18 protein-coding genes and 2 pseudogenes are annotated in these 22,525 nt (G+C 56.2%); 14 read left to right on the forward strand and 6 right to left on the reverse strand.

The annotated features are described in order from the left end of the window. Window positions 1-101: 101 nt before the first annotated feature. The 14 genes and pseudogenes from ACQ86N_RS13055 (at window position 102) to ACQ86N_RS13120 (ending at window position 15,786) form a co-directional block, all read left to right on the forward strand. Window positions 102-1,094, forward strand: a complete 993-nt coding sequence (locus ACQ86N_RS13055) for a FecR family protein (protein WP_431215530.1) — start codon at window positions 102-104, stop codon at window positions 1,092-1,094. Between the two features lie 31 nt (window positions 1,095-1,125). Then, window positions 1,126-4,404, forward strand: coding sequence for a SusC/RagA family TonB-linked outer membrane protein (locus tag ACQ86N_RS13060; protein ID WP_431215531.1), 3,279 nt, complete (start codon window positions 1,126-1,128; stop codon window positions 4,402-4,404). A gap of 20 nt (window positions 4,405-4,424) precedes the next feature. Then, complete coding sequence (locus tag ACQ86N_RS13065) at window positions 4,425-4,595, forward strand: hypothetical protein (protein ID WP_431215532.1); 171 nt, start codon at window positions 4,425-4,427, stop codon at window positions 4,593-4,595. A gap of 27 nt (window positions 4,596-4,622) precedes the next feature. Further along, complete coding sequence (locus ACQ86N_RS13070; RefSeq protein WP_431215533.1) at window positions 4,623-6,188, forward strand: SusD/RagB family nutrient-binding outer membrane lipoprotein; 1,566 nt, start codon at window positions 4,623-4,625, stop codon at window positions 6,186-6,188. A gap of 264 nt (window positions 6,189-6,452) precedes the next feature. Beyond that, window positions 6,453-6,830, forward strand: a complete 378-nt coding sequence (locus tag ACQ86N_RS13075) for a hypothetical protein (protein ID WP_431215534.1) — start codon at window positions 6,453-6,455, stop codon at window positions 6,828-6,830. 92 nt (window positions 6,831-6,922) lie between these two features. Continuing rightward, window positions 6,923-7,285 carry a FecR domain-containing protein gene (locus ACQ86N_RS13080; protein ID WP_431215535.1) on the forward strand — a complete coding sequence of 121 codons (363 nt, stop codon included), beginning with the start codon at window positions 6,923-6,925 and terminating at the stop codon, window positions 7,283-7,285. A 490-nt stretch (window positions 7,286-7,775) separates the two neighbouring features. After that, window positions 7,776-8,042, forward strand: a pseudogene (locus ACQ86N_RS13085) (carboxypeptidase-like regulatory domain-containing protein); the annotation flags it as partial. Between the two features lie 392 nt (window positions 8,043-8,434). After that, window positions 8,435-10,885, forward strand: a complete 2,451-nt coding sequence (locus ACQ86N_RS13090; protein ID WP_431217389.1) for a SusC/RagA family TonB-linked outer membrane protein — start codon at window positions 8,435-8,437, stop codon at window positions 10,883-10,885. A gap of 18 nt (window positions 10,886-10,903) precedes the next feature. Then, a complete protein-coding gene (locus ACQ86N_RS13095; RefSeq protein ID WP_431215536.1) occupies window positions 10,904-11,815 on the forward strand; it encodes a SusD/RagB family nutrient-binding outer membrane lipoprotein in 912 nt (303 codons plus the stop codon). Then, entirely contained in the window at window positions 11,790-12,206 is a 417-nt protein-coding gene (locus ACQ86N_RS13100; protein ID WP_431217390.1) for a SusD/RagB family nutrient-binding outer membrane lipoprotein, read from the forward strand. The genes ACQ86N_RS13095 and ACQ86N_RS13100 overlap by 26 nt, the downstream gene beginning before the upstream one ends. 26 nt (window positions 12,207-12,232) lie before the next feature. Beyond that, window positions 12,233-12,511: a SusD/RagB family nutrient-binding outer membrane lipoprotein gene (locus ACQ86N_RS13105; RefSeq protein ID WP_431215537.1), complete on the forward strand. Its 279-nt coding sequence runs from the start codon at window positions 12,233-12,235 to the stop codon at window positions 12,509-12,511. 39 nt (window positions 12,512-12,550) lie between these two features. Continuing rightward, complete coding sequence (locus ACQ86N_RS13110; RefSeq protein WP_431215538.1) at window positions 12,551-13,825, forward strand: FG-GAP repeat domain-containing protein; 1,275 nt, start codon at window positions 12,551-12,553, stop codon at window positions 13,823-13,825. A 16-nt stretch (window positions 13,826-13,841) separates the two neighbouring features. Beyond that, window positions 13,842-14,810: an ASPIC/UnbV domain-containing protein gene (locus tag ACQ86N_RS13115; RefSeq protein WP_431215539.1), complete on the forward strand. Its 969-nt coding sequence runs from the start codon at window positions 13,842-13,844 to the stop codon at window positions 14,808-14,810. After that, complete coding sequence (locus tag ACQ86N_RS13120; RefSeq protein WP_431215540.1) at window positions 14,707-15,786, forward strand: FG-GAP repeat domain-containing protein; 1,080 nt, start codon at window positions 14,707-14,709, stop codon at window positions 15,784-15,786. The genes ACQ86N_RS13115 and ACQ86N_RS13120 overlap by 104 nt, the downstream gene beginning before the upstream one ends. Window positions 15,787-15,823: 37 nt before the next feature. Here ACQ86N_RS13120 and ACQ86N_RS13125 read toward each other — a convergent pair whose 3' ends face one another. The 6 genes and pseudogenes from ACQ86N_RS13125 to ACQ86N_RS13150 form a co-directional block, all read right to left on the reverse strand. Further along, window positions 15,824-17,083, reverse strand: a complete 1,260-nt coding sequence (locus ACQ86N_RS13125; protein ID WP_431215541.1) for an alpha-L-fucosidase — start codon at window positions 17,081-17,083, stop codon at window positions 15,824-15,826. Beyond that, a complete protein-coding gene (locus ACQ86N_RS13130; protein ID WP_431215542.1) occupies window positions 17,074-18,786 on the reverse strand; it encodes a family 20 glycosylhydrolase in 1,713 nt (570 codons plus the stop codon). The genes ACQ86N_RS13125 and ACQ86N_RS13130 overlap by 10 nt, the downstream gene beginning before the upstream one ends. A gap of 15 nt (window positions 18,787-18,801) precedes the next feature. After that, window positions 18,802-20,201 (reverse strand): annotated as a pseudogene (locus ACQ86N_RS13135) (CocE/NonD family hydrolase). A 5-nt stretch (window positions 20,202-20,206) separates the two neighbouring features. Then, on the reverse strand, window positions 20,207-20,614 hold the full coding sequence (locus ACQ86N_RS13140) for a CocE/NonD family hydrolase (RefSeq protein ID WP_431215543.1): 408 nt from the start codon (window positions 20,612-20,614) through the stop codon (window positions 20,207-20,209). A 7-nt stretch (window positions 20,615-20,621) separates the two neighbouring features. Further along, window positions 20,622-21,281 carry a CocE/NonD family hydrolase gene (locus ACQ86N_RS13145; RefSeq protein ID WP_431217391.1) on the reverse strand — a complete coding sequence of 220 codons (660 nt, stop codon included), beginning with the start codon at window positions 21,279-21,281 and terminating at the stop codon, window positions 20,622-20,624. After that, a complete protein-coding gene (locus ACQ86N_RS13150; RefSeq protein ID WP_431215544.1) occupies window positions 21,173-22,516 on the reverse strand; it encodes a CocE/NonD family hydrolase in 1,344 nt (447 codons plus the stop codon). Before ACQ86N_RS13150 ends, ACQ86N_RS13145 begins: the two co-directional genes overlap by 109 nt. Between the last annotated feature and the right edge of the window lie 9 nt (window positions 22,517-22,525).

The raw sequence follows: 22,525 nt of genomic DNA on the forward strand, positions 1-22,525 counted from the left end.
TGTCCATGAAAATAACGGATTCTTGTTGTCCTTTTCAAAAAAAGTTTAGCAGAGTAGGAAAAAACACTGAAAAAATGTAGTTTCGGCTCTTACATCTTGTAATGATAGAGACCTTTAATGAGCCGGAAGACCTTCTCGTGGACGAGTCATTTCTGGCGTGGCATTTCAAGCTGCCGCAAGCCGAGCCGCAGAAATGGGAAAGCTGGGTCAGTGGTCATCCCGACCGTGCCCGCCTGGTCCAGCAGGCCATCCGTCTTTTGGATACTGTCCGTCCGGCCGAGAAGGCCTTGTCTCTGCAACAGATTGCAGCGGCTGAACAAAGGCTGATGCAATCCATTTCCGGCACACCCAAAATATCCTTCTCCAACCGGCGCCGTTGGATGATCGCCGCTGCTATCCTCATAATCCTTGGCGCGGGGCTGGTCTATACCGGCGCCACAAAGTGGCGCGGCACCGCGATCGCTACGGCTTTTGGCGAGATAGCGAGCCGCCGGCTGCCCGACGGAACGGAGGTAATGATGGACGCCAACAGCAGGATCCACTACAAGGGAGACTGGTCGGAAGGAAGGGACCGCGAGGTATGGATGGACGGCGAGGCGTTCTTCCACGTAAGCAAAACGCCCGAACACAGCCGGTTTATCGTACACCTCGCGCATATGGACGTGATCGTCACCGGCACGCAGTTCAATGTCATCAACCGTCACGGCGCAGAATCGGTTCTGTTACAGGAAGGACGTGTCATTCTCCGCAATGAAAAGGGAGAACAGCTGCCGCTGACCCCCGGAGAGTTCGTCACCTTCCGTGATGACCTGTGGCAGAAGAAGACGGTAGAGCCTGACAGCCTCATGGCGTGGAAAGACCAGAAGCTGGTCTTCAACGGTACGCCGATGCGCGACCTTGTAAACATCGTCAATGACCATTATGGCGTGCATTTGCAGCTGGCCGACAGCAGCATTGCCGACTCAACAGTAAACGGAATGCTCCCCAATAATAATCTGGACGTACTCTTACAATCGCTGGAAGCCACGGCTGATTATAAGATTTCCAGAAATGGCGATCAGATTATGATCAGCGCCAGCCGGGGAAAGCGCTGACCGGATGAATGCATACCAAAACTGCTGTAAGATGAGAAAAACAAGCCTTTTCGGACGATTGCTTGTCTTTTTTCTGCCCGTGTTGCTGCCCTTGTCTGCTCATCTGCAGACGCCTCCGCCGGCCGCCACCCAGCGGCCCCTCATCGAAGTGCTCGTCGAGCTCAACAAGGTCAGGGGCGTGTATTTTCTTTTCTCCCGCCAGCCCCTCGGTCAAACACTGGTAACCCTGCCGGCACCTTCGCTGCCCCTGGCTACCGAAAAATTACTCACGCAACTCCTGAAGAATACCGGTCTGTATTATAAAAAGGTGGATGACCGGACCTTTGTCATCCTCGAAAGACGTCCTGCCGCGCCCGGCCCCCTTCCCGACAGCACGACTACGACACAGATAAACGACCCGCTGGCGGTGGCGCCGGTCATCGCTCCCCCCAACCGCGTATCGGGCAGGGTATTTACAGGTGAGGGGAAGAACCTGCAGGGGGTCAGCGTAACGCTGCTGCATAAACGAAACGGAACGACTACCGACTATTCCGGGACCTTCCAGCTGGAGGCGCAGAAAGAAGACACGCTCGTGTTCTCCTTCGTCGGCTATCAGCTGAAAAAGCTGCCCGTCGGCCGGCTTAGCGGCTACGGCGTTCGGCTCGATCCTTCCGATGAGCCGCTGACAGAGGTGCTGGTCACCGCACTGGGGATCCAGAAACAACGCAAATCGCTGGGCTTTTCCGCCGAGGAGCTGGATGGATCGGTATTCACGCAGTCGAGGGAGACCAATCTCGGCAACGCCCTTGTCGGTCAGGTGGCCGGCGTCAGCGTCGCCCAGAATGCCACGGGCCCTTATGGCAGCAGCAGGGTCATCATCCGTGGTAACGCCTCGCTCACCGGAAATAATCAGCCGCTGTACGTAGTGGACGGAATTCCCTATGACAATACGACGACCGATAATGCAGGCCAGTTCGGAGGCCTCGATCTCGGGGACGGTCTTTCCAACATCAACCCCGATAATATCGAGTCGATCCTCATCCTGAAAAGTGTGGCGGCTTCGGCGCTATATGGCTACAGAGGGGGCAATGGAGCCATCCTTATCCGGACAAAATCCGGTTCGAAGACGCGGGGCTTCGGCGTTCAGGTCAACAATAATCTCACCCTCAATTCGGTCGTCGACCAGCGCGACTATCAGTATGTCTATGGTCAGGGGCTTTCGGGAAAAAAGCCTTTCAATAAGAATATGGCGCTTGCCGCCCCCTATTACAGCTGGGGGGCAAGGCTCGACGGCGGCGATGCGATCAACTATCTCGGCGACCACTACTCCTATAGCCCCGTAAAGGACAACTACCAGCGGTTCTTCCGCACCGGCGTCACCAATCAGAGCGCCGTTGCGCTGACGGGCGCCAACAGCAGGGGCCATTTCCGGCTGGGCCTCTCCGACCTGCACCTGGGGACCATCGTGCCCAACTCTTCGATGAAACAACAGGGCTTCAACCTTAACTCCACCTATTATGTGACGAACCGGCTGCAGATGGAACTGACGGCGGACTATGTCTTCGAACAGGTCGACAACAGGGCCAGCCTTTCAGACGACCCGGGAAATGTGTTCGCGCCGCCGCTGTACCTCGCCAATAGCATGGACATCCGCTGGATGAAGAACCGAACGGTAAAGCCGGACGGTACCGAATGGCTGCCCGGTACGGATCCCTATTTCGAGAACCCCTATTATATTGCCTGGAACTATAGCAATACCACCGACCGCAACCGTATCACCGGCGGGCTTACGCTCAAATACAATCTGCTCGACTGGCTGTATCTGCAGGGACAGATCAGCCGTGACGGGTATCAGCTGGACGTGACGAATATCGTTCCGTCCGGCGTGGTCTACACCCGATTTGACGGCGTACACGGAGGCAATCTTACGCAGTACGAGGTCAACTACCACGAGCTGAACGCCAATTTTATGGTCGGCGTGCATCGGCGGCTGGGAAGGGACATCAGCGTGGACGCCAATATCGGTACCAACCGTCAGGACAACAGCAGGGGGACACAGGGCATCGGAGCGGTGCCTGGATCCTTCAACCGCGCCGCGGGTCCTTTTCTCGCCGCGGACAACTACAATGCCAGCAATATCATCAACAAACCCTACAGCTCATTCCTCCAGCGGTATCGGGTCAACTCGATCTACGGCAACGCGGACGTCGCCTATAGGGACTGGCTCTTTCTAAACCTGACGGCCCGGGACGACTGGTTTTCGACGCTCAATATCAACACCGATCGTTATCTCTATCCTTCAGTCTCGGCAAGCTTCGTCTTCTCCGGGGCGTGGCGGCTGCCTTCCTGGGTCAGCCTGGGCAAACTGCGGGCGTCCTATGCCGGCTCTTCCAATGGTACGGAACCCTATCAGAACGTGCTGAACTACGGGATACGCAACTATTCGATCAACGGACAGCCGCTGGGCTTTATCGCTTCCGGCGACCTGCCGCTGATCCCCAATGCCAGCCTGAGACCCATCAGCATCGCCGAGAAGGAGATAGGTCTTGTCGGACAGTTCCTGAAGGACAGGATCGGTTTCGATATCACGTACTACAACAAGGAGACGACCAATGATATCGTCAAGGTGACGATCAGTCCGACCTCGGGCTATTACCAGTATATCGCCAATATTGGTAAGATCCGCAACCGGGGCGTGGAGCTGCTGCTCACCGGTACGCCTGTGAGGACTAAGAATTTCAACTGGAAGTCGACCTTTAACCTCGCCGTCAACGACAACGAGGTCATGTCCATCGGAGGACTGCCCAGCATTGCTATCAGCAACGCCTATCCGCGATGGGGCAGCGAGGTAAGCATCAGTAATATGGTAGGATTGCCCTATGGCCAGATAATGGGCTACGCCTATCGCCGCGACCCGAAGGGGCGTATCATCTACAGCGACGGAATTTCGAATCCGGCTCCCGCCGGCGAGCCGGAACCGAGCAAAGGAGTGGTGCCGCTGGGATCGACCGTCTATAAGCAGACGGGCGGGCTGACCAACGAACTGCGCTACCGGGACTGGACCTTCACCACGCTGATCGATTTCAAGTTCGGGGCGAAGATCTACTCGGGCACCAACCTGCTGCTTTACTATTATGGTCTTCACAAGAATACACTGCAGGGCAGGGAAGGGGGATATATAGGAAAGGGGTGCTCGACAACGGTCATCCCAATACGCTGGTGGTCCCGGCCCAGCAGTACTTTCAGGACATCTCGGCGGGCGGCAGCGACCATATCGCCGAAGAATTCGTCTACGACGCGAGTTTTATCAAATGGCGTTCGGCCTCGCTAACGTATACGGTACCTGCATCAATGCTGAAAAAGAAATTCATCACGGGTCTCAGCCTGTCGCTGGTTGGGCGTAATCTGGCGACCCTGATGAAACGGACTCCCAATATAGATCCCGAGTCGAGTATCAACAATACCAACGGGCAGGGACTGGAGCTGTCAGGATATCCCCTCGTCAGGAAGCTGGGGACTTAATGTGAACTTCAAATTTTAACGATCGACATGAGAGCAAGCCATATCCTCCTGCTAATCGTCCTGCTATCGGCCGGCGCCGCCTGCCGGAAGGGCTTTGTCGGGATCAATACCGACCCCAATCTGATAACGGGCTCGCAGATCAATTTCAACTATCTTTTTACCAATGCCGAGCTGATCACGTCGGGCAATTCGGAAGGTAACGGCTATGAAGACTGGAGGAACAACCTGATCTATTCCTCCTGTATGATCCAGCACCTCTCTTCGACAGTGTCATACTGGGACGGGGACAAATACCTGTTCAACGGCACCTATAACTCGGCCTACTGGGACGAGAACTATCCCAACAGCGTCGCCTATATTACGGAGGTCATGCACCACGCGCAGGGAGATAGCACGCTGTCGAATCTTTATCAGGAGTGCCGCATATTCAGGGCCTTCATGTTCCAGCGGATGACGGATATGTACGGAGACTGTCCCTACAGTCAGGCCGGGCTGGGTTATATCTCGGGGATCAAGGCGCCGCGCTATGACCGGCAGCAGGACATCTATATGGATATCCTGCACGAGCTGGAAGGGGCGGCCGAAGCGCTCGACCCTGCAAAGGCCAACACCATTGGCGCGGCCGATCTGTTATACAACGGAACACCACAGGCCTGGCGGAAATTTGCCTATTCGGAGATGCTGCGTATAGCAATGAGGATGAGCAAGGTGGACCCAACGGCCGCGGCGCAGTGGACGCAGACGGCGGTCAGCGGCGGCGTATTCCTGGACAACAGCGACAACGCCGTGCTCGGGCACCAGAACCTGGCCACTACGCCGGTGGTCAATGGCTCGGGGCTTATCCTGCTGGGCAACGACCCCAACGGCTACCGCCTCAATATGACCTTTGTCAACTATCTGCGCAGTACGCAAGACCCGCGGTTGCCCTATCTGGCTACGGTATGCGCAAATCCGGCGCTTGCCGCGGACAAGGGCGACACCGTCGCCGTGCACCAGCTGGGACAGCCCGGAGGCTATGACCCTCCGGACAATGGCGGCGCCTATGACCTTACGTTTGCGCCGAACTGGCCCGGCGACCAGAACAAATATTCTGTCGTCAACCGGTATACCTATGCCCGTCTGGACGCGCCCACATTTTTTCTGACGGCGGGAGAGACGGGACTTCTATTGGCCGAGGCGGCGCAGCGCGGGTGGATCAGCGGTGATCCGGCGGCGTACTACAGGGCGGCGGTACAGCAGGCTATGTCGCAGCTGTCGGAGCAGACAGGAGCCGGCCCCACGGACGCCGTCATCAACGCCTGGCTGGCAGACCATCCCTATGACCCGGCCAAAGGCCTGCAGCAAATCAATGAACAATACTGGATAGCCGCGTTCATGGATGAGAACGAGTGTTTCGCCAACTGGAGGCGTAGCGGCTATCCCACACTGATACCCGTCAACTACCCCGGCAATGTGACGGGTGGGACGATCCCCCGCCGGTTCACCTATCCCCAGAGCGAGGCTTCCTCGAACCCCGCCAATTATAATGAAGCCGTCGGCCGCCTCCCGGGAGGCGACAAAATGACCTCGAGGGTCTGGTGGGACGTCCGCTGACCCGCGGCCCGCTTTTGCCGCTGAATTCCCCCGCTGCTAAAAAAAAATTAACCAAAAGACATTACACGGAAATTCTCCCGGGCACTTATAATCCGGAGAGATTTCGCTTATGTCAAAAACTACGTAGGAGTAGAAGACCTTTTAACGGATGAAAGTTTCCTGGCCTGGTATTTCCGGACTGACACGCGGTGTATCAGGCAGTGGGAAGAATGGATAGCGGCAGACCCTGCCATCCGCGCCCGTGCCGACCAGGCCGTAGATTTTTTGAGGACCCTGCCCCTGGAACAGGGACTGCTGGACGAAGGCCGGATCTCCATCGCGGAAAGCCGGCTCCTGCAGACAATCCGCGATGCGGAGACGAAGAAAGTCAGATCGATCGGCGGCTATCGCCGGTGGATAGTTGCTGCGGCGGTGATGGCGGTCCTGGCGGGCATCTATCTTCTGAGGCCGATGCTGATCCATTCAACTCCCGAACTGCATACGGCCTATGGCGAGGTGAGGGAGAGCCGTCTTCCGGATGGCTCCAGCGTAGTCGTCAATGCCGACAGCAAGCTGGTCTTTTCACAGGGCTGGGAAGACGGGAAAGACCGGGAGGTCTGGCTCACGGGCGAGGCATTCTTTCATGTGGCTAAGACCCCCTGAAAAGCCGTTTCATCGTTCACGTCAACCATTTCGATATCATCGTCACCGGCACTCAGTTCAACGTCGTCAATCGGCAGGACAAGGCGAACGTAATGCTGAAAGAAGGCAGCGTCGTCCTGCATACAGAAGAAGGAAGGGAATTGAAAATGGTTCCGGGCGATTTTGTGGAGTACAGGAGCAGTCTTGAAAAGAAGGTCGTCCGCAACGACAGCGTGCTCGCCTGGAAGGAACACAAGCTCGTACTGGACGGCACCCCGCTGCGGGACCTGATTACGATCATACGGGAAAATTATGGCGTCGCCGTCACCACTTCCGGTGAAGGGCTGGAAGATAAAAAGCTCTATGGGATCATGCCCAATGACAATTTGGACGTGCTCTTGCTGGCATTGCAAAGCACGGGCGATTTCGAGATCATACACGAAGGAAAACAGATTCTGATTAAGGCACATCCGTAAGAATTATTATTATTTACTGTCGTCTTTTCATTCATCAAACGCTGCAAAAAAAATGAGAAATTTGAATTGCAATTGGCGTATGGTCAGCTGCGTGCTGGGCATACAGCTCCTCTGTGTTCTCGCGGTACATTCTCAGAGCACCTACGCCTGGTCGGGCAAGGGTGTCCGGGCCGTACAGCAATCAGGCGGAGAGAACAAGTCAGAAGAAAGTACTCAGAAAGAGGCCCTCTTCAAAGTGTTGAAAGAACTCAACCGGACAAGAGGGGTCTATTTCCTGTTTTCCGAGCAGTCTCTCGGTAGCAGGCAGGTCAACAATCTGCCGAACAGCCAGGACAGCATCGAAAAGATCCTTGGCGAAGTGCTGAAGAACACCGGTCTCAAATTCAAGAAGGTGAACGAGCGCACCTTTGTGATCCTCACCGCCGGCGGCAGCGGTACATCCGCAGACGTTCGCCCGGTGGATTTCACGCAGGCATTTTCGCTTGCTCCGATGACGGACAACGTCATCGCCGTCAATCCGCAGGAAGCCATCACGGGTAAGGTAACCGCCGCAGACGGCTCTCCAATTGCCGGCGTCAGCGTGACGGTGAAAGGTTCCAAACGAGGGACGTCTACCAATGCCGGCGGCGTATTTACCATCGAAGCAAAGAGGGGAGACGTACTGATCCTGTCGTATATCGGCTACCAGACGAGGGAAGTCACCGTCGCTGACGACAACCTCCAGATAACACTTCAGGCAGGCAACCAGCAGCTGAATGAAGTAGTCGTCACGGCGCTGGGTATCCAGCACAAGACAAAAGACCTGACGTATTCCACGCAACGGCTGACGAACGCGGACCTCACGACCGTAAAGGACGCGAACTTCGTAAACAGCCTCTCGGGTAAGGTCGCAGGGGTGACCATCAACAGAAGCGCTTCGGGCCTCGGCGGCTCCGCCCGCGTCATTCTTCGCGGTAACAAGTCTACCCGCGAGAACCAGCCTTTATACGTTATTGACGGTATTCCTTTACCCAACTTCAGCCCGGCTCAACCCAATGACGTCTGGGGCCGGCCGCCAGCACCGCCAACCCCGCGGCTCAGTCATCCGGTTCGGGCGGCCGTGACGGCGGTGACGGTATTTCCAATCTCAACCCCGACGATATCGAAAGTATCACCATCCTTAAGGGCGCCTCTGGCGCTGCTCTCTACGGTAGCGCGGCGGCCAACGGCGCAATTGTTATCACCACAAAAAGCGGAAAGGCCGGCAGGACCCGCATTGCGGTCAGCAGCGACCTGACCTTCGAATCGGCGATGTCCCGACCGGAACTGCAGTTCAAATACGGGCAGACGGGTAAAGGGACCGCTACTTATGACTCTACGGCAGAAAGTTCCTGGGGGCCTGTCGTCAACGCGCCCGACAATACGAAAGATTTCTACAAGACGGGAGTCACGTCCGTCAGCTCGGTAAGCATGGCGGGTGGCACGGAGAAGGCGCAAACCTATTTCTCCTACGGCTATACGAATAACAAGGGCATTCTGGAACTCTCTTCCTTCAAGAAACACAATTTCAATTTCCGGGAAACGGCAAAGTTCCTTAATGACCGCCTGACTGCCGACGCGAATCTGTCCTTCCTTACCCAGGAAGCTTTCGACAGACCAAACTCGGGTCTCTATGCGAACCCGCTGACGGGGCTCTATATTTTCCCCAGAGGGCTGAACTTCGACTACTACCGGAACAACTACCAATACCTTTCTCCCACAAGGAATACCTATTTGCAAAACTGGTTCGACCTCAACCCCGACAAAGGACTGGCGGGTCAGGACCACGAGCAGAACCCATACTGGCTGCTTCATATGGCGCCACGCACTGACAAGAGGGACCGCGGCTATGGCAGCCTGACGCTGAAGTACAAATTCACAGACTGGCTTACACTGCAGGCGAGGGGTAATTTCGACAAGAGTATAGATACCTATGACTCCCGTATGTATGCAGGCACCCAGTCGGTACAGGCGGCAGCCAACGGCAGGTATACCTATGACCGGGCAATCAATACACAGCTCTATGGCGACGTGATCCTTTCGGCCAACAAGCAGCTGAACACGGATCTCCATCTGCAGGCTAACGTTGGCTCGAGCATTACGGATACTAAGCTGAACGACCAGTTCTTCGACACCGATCCCAACGACGCCAACGGGGGGCTTTCCTACGCCAACAAATTCGGTCTTTCCTATATTAACGCCAGCGCCCTGCAGGTCGTGCCGACCGACTGGCACAAGCAGCAGCAGGCGGTATTCGGCAGCGCGGAACTCGGATACAAGGACTTCCTCTTCGTCGACCTGACGGGCCGTAACGACTGGTCATCCAACTTTGCCTTTACTCCGACGGCAGGAAAGGGTTATTTCTACTATTCCGCCGGTCTTAACCTCGTATTGTCCGATGCGCTGGCCATGCCCGCACCGGTGAGCTTTGCAAAGGTTCGCGTTTCCTACGCACGGGTTGGTAACGACGTTCCGCCTTACAGCACCAACGCCCCGCAGTTCAACTATGACAACCGCCAGGGCGCCCAGTACAATACGAAGGTTCCCTACCCCGGTACTTATCTCCGGCCTGAAGACAACCGTTCGCTGGAGGCTGGTACGGAATGGCGCTTCTTCAACGATCGCGCGGGTTTCGACGTGACCTACTATAAGAACAACAACTACAGGCAATATATGGAGATCAACGTTCCGGAAGGAACGGGCTTCTCTACCTACTACCTCAACTTAGGGAACATTCAGAACACCGGCATTGAAGCCACGGCGTTCGTGGTCCCTGTCTCGATGAAGGGATTCAAGTGGACAACGACCATCAATCTTGCAGCCAACAAGAACAGGGTAATCAAACTCTCCGACGCCAATATTCCCGGAGCCGTCCCCGGCAATTTCCTCGTGATCACCGGAGCCGGTGTGAATATGTACCAGTCCGAGATCAAGGAAGGCGGGCAGTGGGGTGATATCTACGGATATACCTTCCAGCGCAGCACCAAGGATGGCTCGATCCTGGTCGACGCAACGGGGGCGCCGCAGAAGAGCTCGACGCTTTCTCTTGTCGGCAATCCCAATCCCAAATTCAGCCTTGGCTGGAACAACAGCTTTGAAATCGCCAACTGGACGGTCAACTTCCTTTTCGACGGCCGGTTTGGAGGCAAGGTGATGAGCGTCACTCAGGCTGTTCTTGACGGTTTCGGAGACAGCAAGGTCACGGCGGATGCGCGTGATGCGGGCGGTGTCAATATCAAAGCGACCGATGTCACTTCCGGGCAGGCCTTTAGCGGCAAACTTCCGGCTCAGACCTTCTTTGCGGGTGTAGGCGGACGCGCCGGGATCAGCGAGTACTACATGTATGACGCAACGGCTGTAAGACTGCGCGAGCTGGCTATCGGCTATAAAATACCCGTCAAGGTGAAAGGGATCACCGACATGCGTTTCTCTCTTATCGGCAGAAACCTGTTCTTTATCAGCAAAAAGGCGCCCTTCGACCCCGAGCTGTCCATGGCTACCAACAATGGTCTGCAGGGTATCGAAACTTTTGCCATCCCGACGACCCGCAGCATCGGCGCAAGTCTGAAATTAGGTTTCTAATCATCAAAAATTATCAATATGAACTATATCGCACGTAAAAGAAAATGGCTGCCCCTGTTCGCAGTAGTAGCGTCTCTTTTATTGGGCAGTTGTACAAAGAAGTTCGAACAGTACAATACCAATCCGAATGCTTTATATACCAAGGACCTGATCCCGGATTTCCATTTCCTCGGTGACCCGTTGAAACAGGCGCAGCTCAATATCTATGTCGCTACGCCCGCCTGGAATACGCAGCTGCAGCAAAATCTGATGGGCGACGTCTATTCCGGTTATATGAGTTCCCCGACGCCGTTCGCCAATAATATCAACAACCTGACCTATTCCCTGGTAGACGGCTGGAACACCTATCCCTGGGACGACGGCTACAATTCGGTGATGTCGCCGCTGAACTATCTGTTCAAGAACGCGTCGGCTACGGCCTACCCCGGATTCTTTGCCGTTGCGAAGATCGTCCGGGTAGAAGCGATGCACCGCGTCAGCGATATCTATGGTCCTATCATTTACAAGAAATACGGCATCATCAATGCGGACGGCACGGTTTCCTATGACTCGCAGAAAGACGACTACTATGCTTTCTTCGACGACCTGGACTCCGCGATCCGCATACTTACGCCGTTTGCGCAGGCGCATCTTACTAGCGACACGCTGAAGACCTTCGACCTCGCCTATGGCGGGTCGTATACTGCATGGCTCAAAATGGCCAATACCCTGAAGCTGCGTCTGGCGCTGCGCATAGTCAACGTTGACCCCACCAAGGCACAGGCGGAGGGAGAGGCAGCGCTGGCCAATCCCGTCGGGCTGATGACGGCCAACACCGACAACTTCAATATCAATATTGGTACGACGACACACCCGCTGAACGTCATGAACAACTCCCCGGGGCGACTGCCGGTCGGGCGCTCCGCTGGGTTCCTATCTCACGGGGTATAGTGACCCGAGGGCTCCCAAATATATGGTTCCCGCCATCGATCCCGCGGTGGCCGGCCAGTATGAGGGCATCCGTTCGGGGATCAATATCGACGCCAAGGCCCGCTATGGCAACTACGCCCAGCCGGTTACCTTCCCGAATTCGCTGCAGCTGATGGTGGCTGCCGAAGCCTGGTTCCTAAAGGCCGAAGCGGCACTCCGCGGCTGGGCCGGGGCAGGGACTGCACAGACAGATTATGAGACCGGGATCAGCACCTCTTTTGCCCAGTATGGTCTCAGCGCAAGTTCGTATATTACGAATACGGCGAATACGGCGGCCCCCTATGTCGATCCAAAGGCGATAACACCGGGTCAGAATGATATTCCGGCCGGCTCGCCCTGCTCAGCACGATAAAGATCGCGTGGAGCACGTCCTCGACTATGGCGGGACACCTGGAGCAGATCATCACCCAGAAATGGCTGGCCCTGTATCCGGACGGTCAGGAGGCCTGGACGGAATTCCGCCGCACCGGTTATCCGAAACTGTTCCCCGTGGTCGTCAATAACAGCGGGGGAACGATCTCTACAACCGGCTTTATCCGTCGTATCAATTTCGCCCAAACCGAGAAGAATACCAACAGCGGAGCCGTCGATGCCGCAGTACAACTGCTTGGCGGACCCGATAACGGAGGTACCCGTCTCTGGTGGGATCATCCATAAGCAATGTTCCTCGACCATTCTATACTAACAAGGGGCAGGATGTATATCCTGCCCTTCCTTGCACTCGTCCTTCTCGCCTGCGGCGAGGACAGGTCGCGGTTGTTTACGCGGCTGTCTGCGTCCCACACGGGCATCGACTTCCGCAATATGCTGAAAGAGACAGACCCGGACTTCAACATCATGCAGTATCCCTATTTCTACAACGGGGGCGGGGTGGCGGTTGGGGATATCAACAACGACGGCCTTCCCGATATCTGCTTTACCGGAAATATGGTCCGTAACAGGCTATTCCTCAACAAGGGCAATTTTCAGTTTGAAGACATTACGGACCGGGCCGGCATAGCGCTGAAACAGGGCTGGTGTACGGGTATCACCATGGCCGACGTCAACGGCGACGGGCTGCTGGATATCTATATCTGCCGGTCGGGCCTGCCGTCCGTCGACTATCGCCGCAATCTGCTATTTATCAACAAAGGCAACCTGACCTTTTCGGAAGAGGCGGCTGCCTACGGCCTCGACGATCCGGGCTATTCCACACAGGCCTCCTTCTTCGACTACGACAGGGACGGCGACCTGGATATGGTCCTCATCAACCAGTCCGAACCCAAATACTCGATGGGGCTGCAGGAGCAGTCGCGTTTGCGGGGACAGCCCGCCGACCCCATGTATGGCAACAAGCTCTACCGCAACGACGGCGGCCATTTTACCGACGCGACCACCTCTTCCGGGATCCGGTCCAACGTCCTCACCTATAGTCTCGGGCTCAGTACCGCCGACATCGATATGGACGGCTGGCCCGATATCTATATCGCCAACGACTTCAACGAACAGGACTACTGTTATATCAATAATCACGACGGCAGTTTTTCCGAGCGGCTTCGGGACAAGTTCGATCACGTATCACAGTATTCTATGGGCTGTGACGTAGCGGACTATAACAACGACGGTCTGCCCGATGTCTGTGTGCTCGATATGCTGCCGGAAAACAACCACGACCAGAAGATGCATATCGGCGCGGACAACTTCGACAAGTATCAGCTGTTGTTCCGGCAGGGGCTCTACTATCAGTATATGAAGAACAGCCTGCAGAAGAACAACGGCGACGGTACGTTCAGCGAGATAGGCCAGCTGGCGGGTGTTGCGGCCACAGACTGGAGCTGGTCGCCGCTGTTTGCAGACCTTGACAACGACGGGCGCCGCGACCTTTTTATCTCCAATGGTTACAAACGCGATAATACCAACCTGCAGTTCATCAAATACTCGATGGACGAGGCCCGCAGGATGAGCCAGTGGCGGGCCTGCCGTTACGGTTGAGGACTATGTCTCCCGAATGTCGGGTATAACGATCGCCCCATATCTGTACCGGAATATGGGGAATGACCGCTTTGAGAAGAAAAATGCCGACTGGGGGATCGACGATCCGGGCTTTGCGAATGGGGCCGTCTATGCGGACCTCGACAACGACGGCGACCTCGATCTGGTTACGAACATGCTGGATGAAGAAGCGGGGGTCTATCGTAACAATGGGGAAACTTTGTTAAAGAATCATTTTTTGCGGGTGCAGCTGATCGGGGAGGGGTTCAATCGTTTTGGCTATGGCGCGAAAGTTTTTGCGTATGGCGGCGGTCAGGTCTGGTATACCGAGCAGAATCCTGTACGTGGCTATCAGTCGAGCGTAGACCCTGTGTTGCATATCGGCCTGGGGACGATTGCCCGCATCGATTCGCTGCGGATCGTCTGGCCGGATGCCAGGTCGCAGGTAATTATGAGGGTGGCGGTTGACCGGTTGGTTCAGCTGACGCAGGCCGCGGCCTCCTTTCTGCCCGCGCCGACGCCACAGGCAGTGGCCCCACTATTGTCTCCCGCTGCTGACGTAATTTCCTATACCCACCGGCAGGCGCCCGTCAACGACTTCAACCAGCAGCATATGCTGACGCATTTCTATTCGCATACCGGTCCCTGCATGGCGAAGGGGGACGTCAACGGCGACGGGCTGGAGGATATTTTTGCGGGAGATGCACTGTTTGTCCAGACCCGCGATCTCCGCTGGGTTCGCACACCGCTGGATCTCGACAGTTCGCGCGAAGCGGCCGATGCCCTGTTCTTCGACGCTGACAAAGACGGGGACCTGGATCTATATATCACCTACGGCAACTACTCGGCTTCGGAGAGCCCCGACCGCCTTTATCTCAACGATGGCAGGGGGCATTTCAAACTACAGCCGAAAGCTCTTCCGGCCAGCGCAGCCGGCAGCATGCTGCGTCCGCGCGGTCGATATCGACGGGGACGGCGACCCTGATCTGTTTGTAGGAGGTCGCGAGATTCCCGGGAAATATCCGCTGTATAGTCCCAGCCATATCTATATCAACGATGGTTCGGGTCATTTTACCGACGCGACGGCTGCCTGGTCGGGGGAGCTCGCGCACCTCGGCATCGTCACCGATGCCGCGTGGGTGGACGTAAATGGAGATGGGACGCCCGACCTCGTCGTAGCGGGGGAATGGATGCCGGTAAAGGTCTTTCTCAACGATCGCCATCGGTTGACAGACGCCAGTTCGTCATGGGTTGGCTTTCCTTCTTCCGGTTGGTGGAACCGAATGCTGGTCTCCGACCTCAACGGCGACGGTCGTCCCGACCTCGTCCTGGGCAACTATGGATGGAATTCACCGCTGAAAACCTCTGCTGCCGAGCCCATTCGGTTGTATGCCGCCGACTTCGACGGCAACGGGATCATCGACCCTATCCTTACCTGTTATAATAATCATGTCGACTATCCTTTTATGCCGATGGACGATATGCTCCGGCAGGTGCCGTCGCTGAAGAAGAAGTTTTATGCGTATGAGACTTACGCGGGCGCGAAGGTTTCCGACGTCATCGCCGCGGACAAGCCTGTTACGCCCCTCTCGGCTACCACCTTTTCCACCTGCTGGCTGGAGAACACCGGCAAGGGCTTTGTCTATCACGAACTGCCGGTAGAGGCGCAGTATGCTCCGGTCTATGCACTGGCTGCCGCCGATCTCAACGGGGACGGGCACACCGATCTGGTGCTGTGCGGGAATCAGGAGAACAATTTGATCCGTCTCGGCCGGGATGATGCCAATCATGGAGTGGTATTGCTGGGGGATGGAAAAGGTGGATTCCGGTATGCGCCGCCGGCGGTGACGGGTCTGTCACTCAGGGGAGAAGTTCGCGGCCTGGTGACAGTTGGGGATTTTTTGTTTGTAGGGATTAATGGACAATCGATTAGGGCCTATCGGCGGGAACCGTCCAGATAGCTGGATATACCGTGACCTGTCAACAGCAGGCGGCGGACTAGCCGATCTTGAACGCTACTGCGTGCTCGCCGACAGTCTTGCCCTGCAGCGCCTTCGGCACAAGTATCACCATCTTCTTTCCGTCCATTTTCCATTTGAACTTTTGGTTGGAACCCAGCATTGTCAGCTTGCTGCCGGCTGCCGGAGTGAACCGGTCGATCGTGATCTCGGCGGGGAGCACAACCTCGCGGCCGGAAGAAAGGAAGAAAGCATATACAGCCGAACTATCCTTTGACTGGGTCAGATAAACGCTCTCCGACGAATACGGACGGATGGGGTGGCTGCCGTAGATGCCTTCGCCGTTGGTCTTTATCCAGGCGCCGATCTCCTTCAGGCGCAGATAGGCCGTGTCGGAGAAATCACCTTCGGGGAGGGCCCGATATTGAGCAGGAAGTTTCCGCCGCGGGATACGATCTTCACCGAGCAGCTGCACCAGCTGGGTCGTGGATTTGTAGTGGTCGTTAGGAACGTAGGACCAGGAATTGCCCATCGTCATACAGGTCTCCCAGGGATCGTCCATGGGATGCTCGGGGACCTGCTGTTCGGGCGTAGTATAGTTCTCGTATTCACCGGGGACGCTGCGGTCGACGACGATCAGGCCCGGCTGTTTGCTGCGGGCCATGGCGGCGATCTTCGGCATGTCGACGTCCTGGTCATAGCGGATGCCGCGCTGCCAGTCGATGGAGGGGTTGACGGTCGACAGCGGCCGGACCCATCCTCCGTCAAGCCAGAGCACGTCCATACGGCCGTAACCTGTCATCAGCTCTTCTATCTGCTTGTAGGTGTAGTCCTTGAAGGCCTGCCAGCGTTGCGGATAACGGGCGGGGTCATAGTCGACGTTGCGGTCTTTCGGAGGGAAATAGGACCACCAGTAGTCGTTGCTATGCCAGTCGGGCTTGGAAAAATAGGCGCCGATCATAAAGCCCTGCTGACGGAAGGTATCAAAAACTTGCTTCGCCACATTGCTTCGCGGGTTGGAAGAGAACGGACAGGCCGCAGACGTGATCTTGTAGTCCGTCTGTTTCGTATCGAACATACAGAAGCCGTCGTGGTGCTTCGTCGTGAATACCACATACTTCATCCCCGCGTCTTTTGCCGCCGCCGCCCACTTGGAGGGGTCGAAGCGGACGGGGTTGAAGGTCTTTTGCAGGTCGGTATAGTGCTGCACATAGTTGTTATAGCTGTCCGCATAGGGACCGCGGCGCTGTGTCCAGCCTTCGTCTTCGGGGCAGATGCTCCAGCTTTCCACTACCCCCACTGGCTGTAGGTACCCCAGTGCATCATGAGCCCGAACTTGTAGTCCTGCCACTGACCCAGCTTCTGCTGAACGGCCGCGTCGGCGGGCTGGAACCAGATCTGGTAAGAATTGGCGTGCCACAGCGCATAGCGCTTATACTGCGTCGCCATGCGGTGCTGGAAGCCCTTCCAGTCGCGCGCTCCCTTCGGGCTCCACAACACTTCGGACAGCGCGCTGAGACGGGGGAACAGCATGTATTCTACCTTTGCGGGGTTGCTCATATACTCCGACCACAGATTGGCCTGCGCTCCGAGGATGTATTTCGCTTCTTCGTCGTTGAGCCCCGCGGGGATGGGCTCATATTTGTACACCTTGTCCAGCGGCAGATAGCCGCCGATGGTCAGCGAGTCGTCGTTGCGGGTCTGCGAATGATCGAAGTAGACGTATTCACCGGGAGTCATGATCACATTGTGATGCTGTTTGGCCGCTTCGACGCCGCCTTTTTCGCCGCGCCAGCTCATGATCGTGGCGTTGGGCGCGACACCACCTTCGAGGATCTCGTCCCAGCCGATGATCTGTTTGCCCTTTGAGTTGATGTATTTTTCGATGCGGGCGATAAAATAACTTTGAAGTTCCTCCTCATTCCTTAATCCAAGGGTCTTCATCCGGGCCTGACATTTGGGGCAGGCCTTCCAGCTATCCTTCGGACATTCGTCACCGCCGATATGAATATATTTCGAAGGGAAGAGTGGCATCACTTCGTCGAGCACATCCTGCAGGAAACTGAAAACACTGTCATTGCCCGCACAGAACACCTCCTTATGGACGCCGAAATTGTGTGGCACCGAATATGGACCGCCCGTGCAGCCGAGACTGGGATAGGAAGCCAGGGCAGCGATAGCATGCCCGGGCATCTCGATCTCGGGTATGATGGTGATATATCGGTCGGCCGCATATTGCACTACTTCTCTTATCTGATCCTGAGTATAATAGCCGCCATGCCGGGTGCTGTCATCGCCGGTGCCGGGGTGATGGCCGATAATGGTGCCGCTTCGCCACGCGCCGATCTCGGTGAGACGCGGGTATTTCTTTATCTCGACGCGCCAGCCCTGGTCTTCCGTCAGATGCCAGTGGAAATAGTTGAGCTTGTGCAGGGCCATGTAGTCGATATATCTTTTCACAAAGTCGACCGGGAAGAAATGCCTGCCTACGTCGAGGTGGAGGCCGCGGTATTTAAAACGGGGGAAGTCATATATAGTGACCGCGGGAATCGTCATTCCGCCAGCATCCGGATGGATGACCAGGCCGTTGGTCGATGCCGTAAAAGGGGCCACTGGCAACAGCTGTATCAGGGTTTGCATGCCGTAGAAGTTGCCTTCGTGGCTGCCCGCAGTGATCGTAATATTGTCGTCGGAAACGTGCAGGCTGTATTCGCCGGGTTCGCCGTCACTGGCCGAGATCGTTGAAAAGTGGATGGCCCGGGCGGACGACGCAGACTGCACCCGCAGGTGGAATCCGTAGAAACGTTGCAGGTAGGAATTGAAGAAGTCGACGGACGGCCTGTCAGCGGTGTCGGCGACGATGACCGTATTGGCGGTGATGACAAAGCTGCCGTTACCCCATTTGGTATTCAGCGGCATGGGAATGATTGCGGGATGTTCCTGTGCAAAGACGCCTGCCGTGACCAAAACCAGCAAGGCGAAAAGACGTAGGTATTTGCTCATGCCCCGAATATACGACTATTGTAGCACCGGCAGCACGATGCCCGAAGGATGCGCCGCGTCATGGTAGATGCGGATCGTCGCCTTCTTAAAGTCCGATGCGTCACAGGTCGGGATGTTTACAAATGTCTGCGGATTCCTGTCGACAAGCGGGAACCAGCTGCTCTGCACCTGGACCATGATCCGGTGTCCTTTCTTAAACGTATGCGCGATCTCGTTGATGTCATAAGCGATCTCGGCCACCTTCCCCGGCACTAGCGGCTCGGGCTTTTCGAAGCTATTTCTGAATTTACACCGGAAAACTTCGGCCCTCACCAGTTGCTGTAAGGAGTCCGGAAATACGTCGATGAGTTTTACAACAAGGTCGGCGTCGGTGCCCGTGGATGCTAAAAGATATCGGCTTTTAGCCGGCCGGTAACGGTAAGGGGAGCGTCCAATACGGGTGTCTGCCAGCTCAGGACGTCCGGACGCCGTGAAGCAAATCGCTGGTCGTTGACGATGTACTGGTTGTCGCGTCCGCCGTGGACGCCGTCGACATAGGGTACCGGATTCGCCGGGTCGCTGACGTATTCGTCAAAGCCGGCTCCGCCACCAGCCGTGCCCATACCGCCGGACGCTGCAAGTCCGCCGTTCGGCTGTAGCAGCCATTTCACAGGCCTTGCTTCCGCCGGCGGCCAGCTCGTATATTCCTTCCACTGATTGGTGCCAGTCTCGAATACCGTGGCTTCTGCCAGTGGCGCAGCGGCGGAGTCTTTTAAATAGTGATTGAAGAAGCCCGATTCAATTTCGTGATAGCGTTCGTTGACATTGACGCCGAAGTCCAGCGGGCCAAATCGGTTCCAGGTCCTCCCTCTCCAGGCCCCATGCGTCCAGGGGCCCATGATCAGATGGTTGTCGTTGCCGGACGTCTGCTTCTCGATAGCCTCGTAGGTACGAAGGGCGCCAAACATATCCTCCGCGTCGAACCAGCCGCCGACGACCAGCACCGCCGGCCGGATGTTCCTCAGGTGCGTCCGGATATTCCGCGCCTGCCAGTAGCTGTCGTAGGTGGAATGGCCGACGTATTCGTCCCAGATCTTTCCCTTGTGGTTGAAGTATTCCGGGTTATTTGTATTCTTAACCGGACCCAGGTCCAGAAAGAACTTATAGGCGTCGGAGATATCGGCCCGGAAAAGATTGTGGTCGTATTGCTTAACGGGCTTAGGCCGCGGCACGTCGAAGAAATTGTCGAAATCAAAATTGTCCAGCAGGAAAAATGCGCCGTTGTGGTTGACGTCGTCGCCGACGAACTCGTCGGTCACGGGCGCCTGCGGAGAAACGGCTTTTATCGCGGGATGCGCATCGGGCAGAGAAGCCGAGGCATAAAATCCGGGGTAGGAAATTCCGTAGATGCCTACCCGCCCGTTGTTGCCCTGCACGTTCTTCAGCAACCAGTCGATAGTATCCCATGTATCCGAGCTTTCGTCGGTCTGCGCGCCTTTTTCTTATTGATTGCCGGCGTCATCTCCTGAAAATCGCCTTCGCTCATGAACCGGCCGCGTACGTCCTGGTAGACGAATATGAACCTGCCCTCCATCAGCCTGCGGCTCGGGCCGAGCGATCCGGGATAGAGCGTATCGCCGTAAGGCCCCGAGGAGTAAGGCGTCCTTTCCATCAGAAAAGGCCAGCGCTGGCTGTGGTCCTTTGGGATATAGATCGCGGTATAGAGGCGTTTCCCGTCGCGCATGGGAATATAGGCCTCCCGCTTCTCATAGTTGTCCTTTACGTAATTGGACGTCTGGCCGCAGGACCATAGTGGCATCAGCGCGGCAAACAAGAACAGGATTTTCATGACCGATTTATTTTAATACCGGCAGGACGATCTTCGAAGGGTGCTCACTGTCGTGGTAGACGCGGATCGTCTCCTTCTGAAAATCGTCGTCATTGGCCGTATAGATGTCTACGAATTTCTGAGGGTTGCGGTCGACCAGCGGGAACCAGGAGCTCTGGATCTGGATCATCAGCCGGTGTCCTTTTTTGAAGGTATGCGCCAGGTCTGCAACTCTAAAGCTGACCGTCTCGACCTTTCCGGGTTTGAATGGCGTCGGTTTTTCAAAACTTTCCCTGAAACGGCCGCGCATGACCTCGCCGTGTACCAGCATCTGATAACCTCCCATCGGATAGGTCTGGGGCAGGTCGTGGCCCCGGACGGGACCGGGCGTGACGGCGTCATAGCTGAAATCGTCGGGAAATACGTCGATGACCTTGACGACAAAATCGGCGTCTGTGCTGCTAAGACTGACCTGCAGGTCGGCCGTGACAACGCCGGCAAGGGTGAGGTCTTCTGTTAGCGCGGGTGTCTGGAAAGATAACACGTCGGGTCTCCGGGATGCAAACCGCTGGTCGTCGGTCATGTATTCGCGCGTGCGGTAGAAGTGAACGTCTTCGGTGTAGGGGACGGGATGCGCCGGATCGCTGATGTATTCGGTATAGTCGCCTTTTTTACCGGTGCATTCCAGTCCAGCCCGCCGCCTGATTTGAGATAAATAGCCTGATCGTGGGCGTCAGCAGGCGGCCACTGCTGGAATTGCCGCCATTCATCAGCACCGCTGAAGAAGACGGTCGCCGTCGGCAGCCGGGGTTCGGCACCCTTGCCTTTCAAATAGTAGTTGAAGAAGGGGATCTCGATATTGCTCTGATACCAGAAGGAGGTATTGGAGCCCCAACGGACATTGCCCAGGTGCGTGCCGTCGTTGCTGGCCCACTGGCCGTGGTACCGGGGACCCATCACGAGATGGCTGTTGGTCGAGGGGCTCTGCGAACGGATGGCCTTGAACAGATTCCAGGCGCCGTAGTTGTCTTCGGCGTCGAAATTACCGCCTACGACCAGGATGGCCGGTTTGATGTCATACATGGCGACGCGGGCGTTGCGGGCCTTCCACCAGGCGTCGAGGTTGGGATGCTCGTACAGGTCCTTCCAGAAGGCAATGGAGTCGCCGGTCAGCTTCATGATGTTTTTTAGTGCGCCGGTTTCCAGATACCATTTGTAGTTGTCCTTAGTATTGTAGTCGAAGCCGGAAGGGCCGATGGTCGTGGGTTTGGGGCGGGGTTTGCCGAAGGATGCATAGAAGGCCCAGCCGTCCATCTGGAAGAAGGCCCCGTTGTGGTGGAAATCGTCGCCCATGAACCAGTCCGTCACCGGCGCCTGCGGGCTCACGGCCTTGAGGGCAGGGTGGGCGCTCGCCGCCGCCATCGTGGAATAAAATCCGGGATAGGATATGCCGAACACGCCAACCTTGCCGTTGTTGTGCGGGATTTGCTTGACCATCCAGTCGATGGCGTCATAGGTATCGCTGGCTTCGTCGACGTCGGCCGATGTCTTTTTGTCTTTTATAAAGGGGCGGATGTCGACGAACTGGCCCTCGCTCATCCAGCGGCCGCGGACGTCCTGGGTGACGATAATATAGCCTTCTCTCATATAATAACGGAGATACCCAGCCGAGAAGTTTTTCCACTTATCCGTACCGTAGGGCGCACAGGAATACGGTGTACGGGTCATCAGGATGGGATGCTGTTCTGTCGTATCTTTAGGAATATAGATGGAGGTAAACAGCCGGATACCGTCCCGCATGGGGACGTACTGTTCGATCTTATAATAGTTATCTCTGATCCATGCGCTGTCCTGGGGGGTGCCCTGGCTAAAGCAGGCCAGGCTGCTGGCTGAAAAAAGCAGCGAAAAAAGAAGTTTTCTCATATTATCCGT

Source organism: Puia sp. P3, assembly GCF_050632245.1.
Classification (GTDB): domain Bacteria; phylum Bacteroidota; class Bacteroidia; order Chitinophagales; family Chitinophagaceae; genus Puia.